Origin of the sequence: Kitasatospora sp. NPDC048540, from assembly GCF_040651175.1 — a bacterium.
GTDB lineage: Bacteria > Actinomycetota > Actinomycetes > Streptomycetales > Streptomycetaceae > Kitasatospora.
Genome location: NZ_JBEZIR010000216.1, coordinates 1 through 7,350 on the forward strand (window position 1 = coordinate 1; position 7,350 = coordinate 7,350).

The 7,350-nt window shown below is 73.4% G+C and carries 4 protein-coding genes and 1 pseudogene; 3 read left to right on the forward strand and 2 right to left on the reverse strand.

Annotation, left to right across the window (positions count from 1 at the left end; translation table 11 throughout):
• Window positions 1-70, reverse strand: a pseudogene (locus tag AB0D08_RS39595) (roadblock/LC7 domain-containing protein); the annotation flags it as partial.
• A gap of 10 nt (window positions 71-80) precedes the next feature.
• Window positions 81-3,761: a nitrate- and nitrite sensing domain-containing protein gene (locus AB0D08_RS39600; protein WP_359895191.1), complete on the reverse strand. Its 3,681-nt coding sequence runs from the start codon at window positions 3,759-3,761 to the stop codon at window positions 81-83.
• A 615-nt stretch (window positions 3,762-4,376) separates the two neighbouring features.
• Here AB0D08_RS39600 and AB0D08_RS39605 point away from each other — a divergent pair.
• From AB0D08_RS39605 to gltX, 3 genes are all read left to right on the forward strand, one after another.
• On the forward strand, window positions 4,377-4,598 hold the full coding sequence (locus AB0D08_RS39605; protein ID WP_033823063.1) for a hypothetical protein: 222 nt from the start codon (window positions 4,377-4,379) through the stop codon (window positions 4,596-4,598).
• A 299-nt stretch (window positions 4,599-4,897) separates the two neighbouring features.
• Entirely contained in the window at window positions 4,898-5,698 is an 801-nt protein-coding gene (locus AB0D08_RS39610) for a fumarylacetoacetate hydrolase family protein (RefSeq protein WP_033823064.1), read from the forward strand.
• A 10-nt stretch (window positions 5,699-5,708) separates the two neighbouring features.
• The gene (gene gltX, locus AB0D08_RS39615; protein WP_359895194.1) at window positions 5,709-7,214 is read left to right on the forward strand and encodes a glutamate--tRNA ligase; all 1,506 of its coding nucleotides are present in this window, start codon (window positions 5,709-5,711) and stop codon (window positions 7,212-7,214) included.
• Window positions 7,215-7,350: the final 136 nt, after the last annotated feature.

The window sequence follows — 7,350 nt, forward strand, 5'->3', positions numbered from 1 at the left end:
GCGACACCCCGGGGGTGTTGTCCACGAAATTGGTGATCAGCCAGTTCAGGTTCTGTGCGGCCTGGCTCATCTGACTCAACTCAACGCTCCTGGTGCTCGGGGCCGAAGCCATAGGTGCCATCGGCGTTGCGCTGCCCGTCATGACCGGGACGGTTGCCGCGTGCGGCGCCGCCGAAGCCGTCGAATCCCTGCTGGCCCTGGCCCTGGGCGGCGCCCGGGGCCTGGCCGGCCGCCGGACCGGTGCCCGCCTGCCGGCCCTGCTGGATGCCGCGGCGCAGGTTGGTCAGCCGGCCGCGCACCTCCTCGGGGCTGCGGGAGACCTGCGGACCGGTCAGCGGGGCGGACTCCGCCGTGCCGGACACCAGGTTCGCCTGCGGGGTGCGGCGCGGGAGCCCGGAGGTGGTGAGACCACCCGTCGAGGGCTCGCGCAGCTGCTCGGCCCGCCGCCAGCGCTCGTCGTTGGCCGACGGGCGCCACAGGGCCTCCGGCTGCTGCGGCGCCTGCTGCTGCGGCCGGGCCTGGCCCTGCGGCTGCTGCGGCGCCTGGCGCTGCGGGGCCGGACGGCCCTGCTGCGGGTGACCCTGCTGCGGGTTGCCCTGCGGGGCGATACCGGGGGCCGAGGTGCCCGGGCGCTGCGGCTGGTAGGCCTGCGGGCGCTCGCCGGCCTGCTGACGGACCCACTGGGTGTCCTCGGGGCCCGGGCCGGTCGGCAGGGCCATCGGCTGCGGGCGCTCGGCGGCCTGGCGCTGCGCGGCCGGGGCCTGGCCCGGCTGCTGGTACGCCTGCTGGGCCTGGTCCTGCTGCGGCTGGCCGGCCGGTCCGGGGACGTTGGGAAGCACCGGCTCGACCAGACCGAGACCCAGCGGGTCACGCGGGTCGATGTCGCTGGCCTCGAACCGGGGACGGGCGAACTGCGCGGTGGACTCGGCCGCGCTCTCGGCGGAGGCCTGCGGCAGCTGCTGCGGCTGCTGCTGCGGACGGCCCTGCGGGGCCGGCTGGCCCTGGGGGCCTTGCGGGCGGCGCGGAGCCAGGCCGCCGCGGGCGGCGGGGCCGCCGGCCTGGGCCTGGTCGGCCCGGCCGTGCTGCGGACGCTCACCGAACAGGCCCGGGTTCTCGGGCAGTTCGGCGCCGCGCGGCTGCGGACGCTCGGGCGCGGGCCGGCGGGCGGCCTGCCCGTCCTGCGGCTGCGGGGGCTGCTGCGGCTGGCGGCGCGGCATACCGCCGGGGGCGCCGCCACCGTTGGCGGGCGCGCCCGGGGCACCGGAGGCGCCGGGCACCCGGCGCGGCGGCAGGCCGTCGCTGCGGTTGCCCTGAGACTGGTTGCCCTGCGGCTGGTTGCCCTGGGGGGCACTGCCCTGCGGGGCGTTGCGCTGGGGCGCGCCGCCCTGCTGCGGCTGGCCGCCCTGCAGAGACTGGCCGACCTCACGGGTCGGCAGGCCGCCGGCGCGGCCGCCGGGGCCGCCCGAGGGCTGGCCGCCCTGCGGACCGTTCTGGCCACCGCCCTGCGGGCCGCCGGCCGGCAGCGCGCCGAGCTGCGGACGCCCGGCGCCACCGGCACCCGGGCCCTGGCCCAGCGCGGCCGCCTGGCGGCCGGAGAGCGCGTCGGCCGCACCGGCCCGGCCCTGCTGGCGCGGGGTCGGGGCGACACCGCGCTGCTGCTTGCCGCCCGGGCCGCCGGGACGGCCGCCCCGGCGGTCGGCGGAGTTGGTGACGTCGACCGGGAGCATGACCAGCGCGGTGGTGCCGCCGGAGTCGCTCGGACGCAGCTGGATCCGGATGCCGTGTCGCAGGGACAGGCGGCCGACCACGAACAGACCCATCCGGCGGGACACCGAGACGTCCACCACCGGCGGGCTGGCGAGGCGCTCGTTGATGTCCGCGAGGTCGTCGGGGGACAGGCCGATGCCGGTGTCGTGGATCTCGACCAGCACCCGGCCGTCGGGCAGGGCGTGGCCGGTGACCCGGACCCGGGTCTGCGGGGAGGAGAACGAGGTGGCGTTCTCCAGCAGCTCGGCGAGCAGGTGGACGAGGTCGTTGACGACGCGGCCGGCGACCTCGGTGGACGGAACGGCGGCGAGCTCGATGCGCTCGTACTGCTCCACCTCGGAGGCGGCGGCGCGGAGCACGTCGACCAGCGGGACCGGGCGGGTCCAGCGGCGGCCCGGGTCCTCGCCCGCGAGGACGAGGAGGTTCTCGCCGTTACGGCGCATACGGGTCGCGAGGTGGTCCAGCTTGAAGAGGCTGGCCAGCTGGTCCGGGTCGGCCTCGCGGCTCTCCAGCTCGGAGATCAGCGACAGCTGGCGCTGGATGAGGCCCTGGCTGCGGCGCGAGAGGTTGGTGAACATCGCGTTGATGTTGCCTCGCAGCAGCGCCTGCTCGGCGGCGAGGCGGACCGCCTCGCGGTGCACCATGTCGAACGCGTGGGCCACGTGGCCGATCTCGTCCGCGGAGTCGACGCCGACGGGCTCGACGGTGACGTCGACGTCCTGCGGGTCGCTCTCGGACAGGGTCTTGACCAGCTCGGGCAGTCGCCGCTCGGCGACGTCCTCGGCCGCGGTCTGCAGCCGGGTCAGCGAGCGCACCATCGAGCGGGCCATCAGGGCCGCGCCGGCGATGGCGACGATGAGGACGATCGCGACCAGCGCGGCGTTGATCAGGGCCTCGGTGTCGGCGTCGGACTGCAGCGCCTGGGCCTTGCCGTCGAGGTCGTCGACCAGGGAGGTCTCGATGTTGCGCTCGGCGGTGATCTTCGCCGAGGCGGCGTCGTACCAGTCCTTGTAGCTGCGGCTCTCGGCCTGCTGGATGCCGTTCGGGTTGAGCACGGCCTTGGTGAACCGGTCGGAGTCCGCGATCAGCTGGTTGTAGCTCATCTGGGCCCGCTTGGCCCGGGCCTCGCCCTCGCCGTAGATGGCGGTGAAGTTGGCGAGCGCGTTGTCCTCGTTGCCCTGCAGGCGGATGCCGAAGGTCTCGTCCGAGGCGATCAGGTCCGGCTGGCCGGGCCGGGCGAGCGCGGCGCTGATCAGCGCGCGCTGCATGGAGGTGGCCTCCTTGGCCAGCGAGAACTGGCGCAGCGCACGGGTGGTCTTGATCAGCTCGGTGCTGTTCGAGGTGATCGCAAGGTCCTGGATGATGTCGATCAGGTCCTTGATCATCACGTCGTAGCTGGTGATGGTCGCCTGGATGTTGTCGTTGTTGCGGTACGCGTTGGTCCGCGCCGCGGTCAGCTGGTTGAGGTCCTTGCGGACCTGCAGCAGCAGCGTCTTGCCACCGGCGAGGTCGAGCTCGTCGAACTTGTCGGCGCTGGCGTTGAACGCCTTGCTCAGCGCGTCGCTGTTCTTGCGGGCCTCGACCACCTCGGGGTCGGTGGCGTCCTGGCGGGCGGTGAGCGGACCGGCGCTGATGTCACGCTCGGTCTGCAGCGCGTTGGCCAGGTTGGTGGCCTTGCGGGCGAGGTCCGCGAGGTCCTTCATCTGGGCCAGCTGGCGGGAGTTCTCCAGCGAGGTCTGCACCCGCAGGCCGCCCAGTACGAGCGCGACCATCACGGGCAGCAGCAGCAGGGCGATCAGACGCGTCCGGATCCGCCAGTTGCGCATCGCGAACCGGCTGATGCCGGTGGCCCGGCGGCGGTTCAGCGTTCCGCGCAGCCGGGATCGGCGGCTCTGTTTGTCGGCGTGCTCGGCGCTGTCCGCGCCGCTGCCGTTGTCGCCGGGTTCTGGCTCGGAGCCGCCGGAAGTCAACCGATCGGCGGCAGCGCCGGTCATCGGTGCTGCCTGGTGGGAGCCTGACATGGGCTCGCGCTGCTCCGGGTCACCCGCGGCGCCGCTGCCCCTCTTGAAACGTCCCTGCACTGGCGTCGCAACCTCTGGACCGGGCGCCCCTCCCGCCGGTGGCGGGATAGGGCGGTGTCGAGTTTTTCCGTGGCATTCCAGCACAGGCGGGGAAGTCCAACAAGGGGCGTTACCCGTCGGTGTCCTGGGCTACCCAGTGCGTGCGCCGCTTCACGGACTGTGCGGTAGGGGTGCCGGAATACGGCCCTTTTCGGACACTTGCCGGATGCATGCCAAGTGGGCTGCGGATTCCCCCGCGCGCCGGAGGTCCCAAAATGTCCGAGATATCCCCTATGTCGGCTGATTCTTCTCGCCGGAATTAACCGGGATCGCGGTAATTTTCCCGGTAAATGTGAGCAAAGTCACATCGCTATGTGTAGCTTTGGTCACGGCGGTTGTGACAAGAGATCCTTAGCCTGGCGGCGGCGGGCGCACCGGTGTGCGCCGCCGCTTTTTCAGCCTGCCCATCCCGAGGCGCGTCCAAAAGTCCCGGCCCGTGCCGGGGCGGCCGCCGTCACGGACCGATCAACGAACCCAAGGTGTGACGCCATGTCCGAGCCGACGAAGAAGGCTCCGAAGTCCACGCTCAACATCCGGCCCACGGCCAACCCGCGTAGGACGACCCTGGCCTCCGTCGAGGACTTCGGCCAGCTGCCCGGCTTCACCGCGCAGGCGCCCCGCGAGTACTCCACCGAGCTGCCGGGCAGCACCGCCAACCCGCGCCGCACCGTGCTGATGGTGGCCCCGGCCCCGCGCACGCCGCTGGACTGATGGACTGACCTGACGCCGACCGGGCACCGGCGCCGAGCACCGGCACGGGGCACCGACGAAGGGGCACCGACGAAGGGGCACCGACCGCACACCGCGGTCGGCGCCCCTTCGCCGTCCGGGCGCGGGCCGGCCGCCGTGCGCCCGCGGTCCGGCCGCCGACCGTTGCGGGCGGCCCCGCCGTGCGGCGGCGGCCGACGGGCCACGCGATAGCCTGGGGATGATCGAGCAGGGCCCCGATCCGCGGGCCCCGCCAGCGTCCGGGCGCCCCGGCGGCCGACGAACCGAGAGGTTGCTGGGCAGTGCGCATTGCCAGGTTCTCCGTCCGGGAGGGAAGCCCTGCCGCCGGCAGCGTCTCCTTCGGCGTCGTCGAGGGCGATCCCTCGGACCCCGACTCGCTGGTGCTGCACGCACTGGCCGGGCACCCGTTCGGGACGCCCCAGCCGACCGGCGAGAGCTACCGCCACAAGGACGTCCGCCTGCTGGCCCCGATGCTCCCCAGCAAGATCGTCGCGGTCGGCCGCAACTACGCGGCGCACGCGGCGGAGCTGGGCAACGAGGTCCCGGCGGTGCCGCTGACCTTCTTCAAGCCCTCCACCTCGGTGATCGGCCCGACCGAGGCCATCGCGTACCCACCGTTCTCCTCGGACGTCCAGCACGAGGCCGAGCTGGCCGTGGTGATCGGCCGGATGTGCCGCGAGGTGCCCGTCGACCGGGTGCCCGAGGTGATCCTCGGCTACACCTGCGCCAACGACGTGACCGCCCGCGACGTGCAGCAGCGCGAGGGCCAGTGGGCCCGGGCCAAGGGCTTCGACACCGCCTGCCCGCTCGGCCCGTGGATCGAGACCGACCTGGACCCCGCCGACCTGGCGGTCACCTGCACGGTCAACGGCGAACTCCGCCAGGCGGGCCGGACCTCCCTGATGGTCCGTCCGGTCGCCGAGCTGATCGCCCACATCTCCGAAGCGATGACCCTGCTCCCGGGCGACGTCATCCTCACCGGCACCCCCGCGGGTGTCGGCCCCATCGGCGTCGGCGACGAGGTCGCCGTCACCATCGAAGGTATCGGCACTCTCGCCAACAAGGTCGTCTCCCGTGATTGAGGCTGTAAGCGTGGCTAACTCCGAGCTGGACCCGGCCGTCCGGGTCCGCTTCTGTCCCTCCCCGACCGGCAACCCGCACGTCGGCCTGGTCCGCACCGCCCTGTTCAACTGGGCCTTCGCCCGCCACCACGGCGGCACGCTGGTCTTCCGGATCGAGGACACCGACGCGGCCCGCGACTCCGAGGACTCCTACAACCAGCTGCTGGACGCGATGCGCTGGCTCGGCTTCGACTGGGACGAGGGCCCCGAGATCGGCGGCCCGCACGCGCCGTACCGCCAGTCGCAGCGGATGGAGATCTACGCGGACGTCGCGGCCCGGCTCAAGGCGGCCGGCCACGCGTACGACTGCTACTGCTCCACCGAGGAGCTGGACGCCCGCCGCGAGGCCGCCCGCGCCGCCGGGAAGCCGAGCGGCTACGACGGCCACTGCCGGGCGCTGACCGCCGACCAGGTCGAGGTCTACCGGCAGGAGGGCCGGCAGCCGATCGTCCGGTTCAAGATGCCCGACCACCCCCTCACCTTCGACGACCTGGTCCGCGGCCCGGTCAGCTTCGACCCGAAGGACGTCCCGGACTACGGCATCGTGCGGGCCAACGGCGCGCCGCTGTACACCCTGGTCAACCCGGTCGACGACGCGCTGATGGAGATCACCCACGTGCTGCGCGGCGAGGACCTGCTGTCCTCCACCCCGCGTCAGATCGCCCTCTACGCGGCCCTCGCCGAGATCGGCGTCGGCAACGGCACCACCCCGCGCTTCGGCCACCTGCCGTACGTGATGGGCGAGGGCAACAAGAAGCTCTCCAAGCGCGACCCGCAGGCCTCGCTCAACCTCTACCGCGAGCGCGGCTTCCTGCCCGAGGGCCTGCTCAACTACCTCGCGCTGCTCGGCTGGTCGCTCTCCGCCGACGACGACCACTTCTCGATGGACCAGCTGGTCGCCGCCTTCGACATCGCGGACGTGAACGCCAACCCGGCCCGCTTCGACCTCAAGAAGTGCGAGGCGATCAACGCCCGGCACGTGCGCGAGCTCGCGCCCGAGGAGTTCGTCCGCCGCCTGGTGCCGTACCTCCAGGCCCCCGGGCTGCTGCCGGCCGAGCCGACCGCCGAGCAGCTGGAGCTGCTGGCCGCGGTGGCGCCGCTCACCCAGGAGCGGATGGTCGTGCTGAGCGAGATCGTGCCGATGGCCGGCTTCCTGTTCGTGGACCCGGCCGCCTTCGCGGTCGACCCGGACGACGCGGCCAAGGTGCTGACCGCGGACGCCCGCCCGGTGCTGGAGGCCAGCATCGAGGCGCTGGAGGCGCTCGGGGACTTCACCCCGGAGCCGATCCAGGCCGTGCTGCGCGAGGCGCTGGTGGACGGCCTCGGCATCAAGCCCAAGTTCGCCTTCACCCCGCTGCGGGTGGCCGTCACCGGCCGGCGGATCTCGCCGCCGCTCTTCGAGTCGATGGAGCTGCTCGGCCGCCCCGAGACGCTGCGCCGGCTGCGGGCCGCGCTGGAGCTCGTACCGGCCTCCTGAGCCGGACCGGGGCGCCTGCGGGCCTGGTGCGCTGACCCCGCCCCCCCGGCCCCCCCCGGCGGGCCACGGCGAGGGATGTGGGTGGAGGGCGCCGCCGCCGGGGCTGAGTTGTGATAGGACCCCCCGGGCGGGGGAA

What these genes read in the sequence shown, in the direction of transcription:
- AB0D08_RS39600 (WP_359895191.1), bottom strand. Translation starts at nt 3,761, where the DNA reads ATGACCGGCGCTGCCGCCGATCGGTTGACTTCCGGCGGCTCCGAGCCA.
- AB0D08_RS39605 (WP_033823063.1), top strand. Translation starts at nt 4,377, where the DNA reads ATGTCCGAGCCGACGAAGAAGGCTCCGAAGTCCACGCTCAACATCCGG.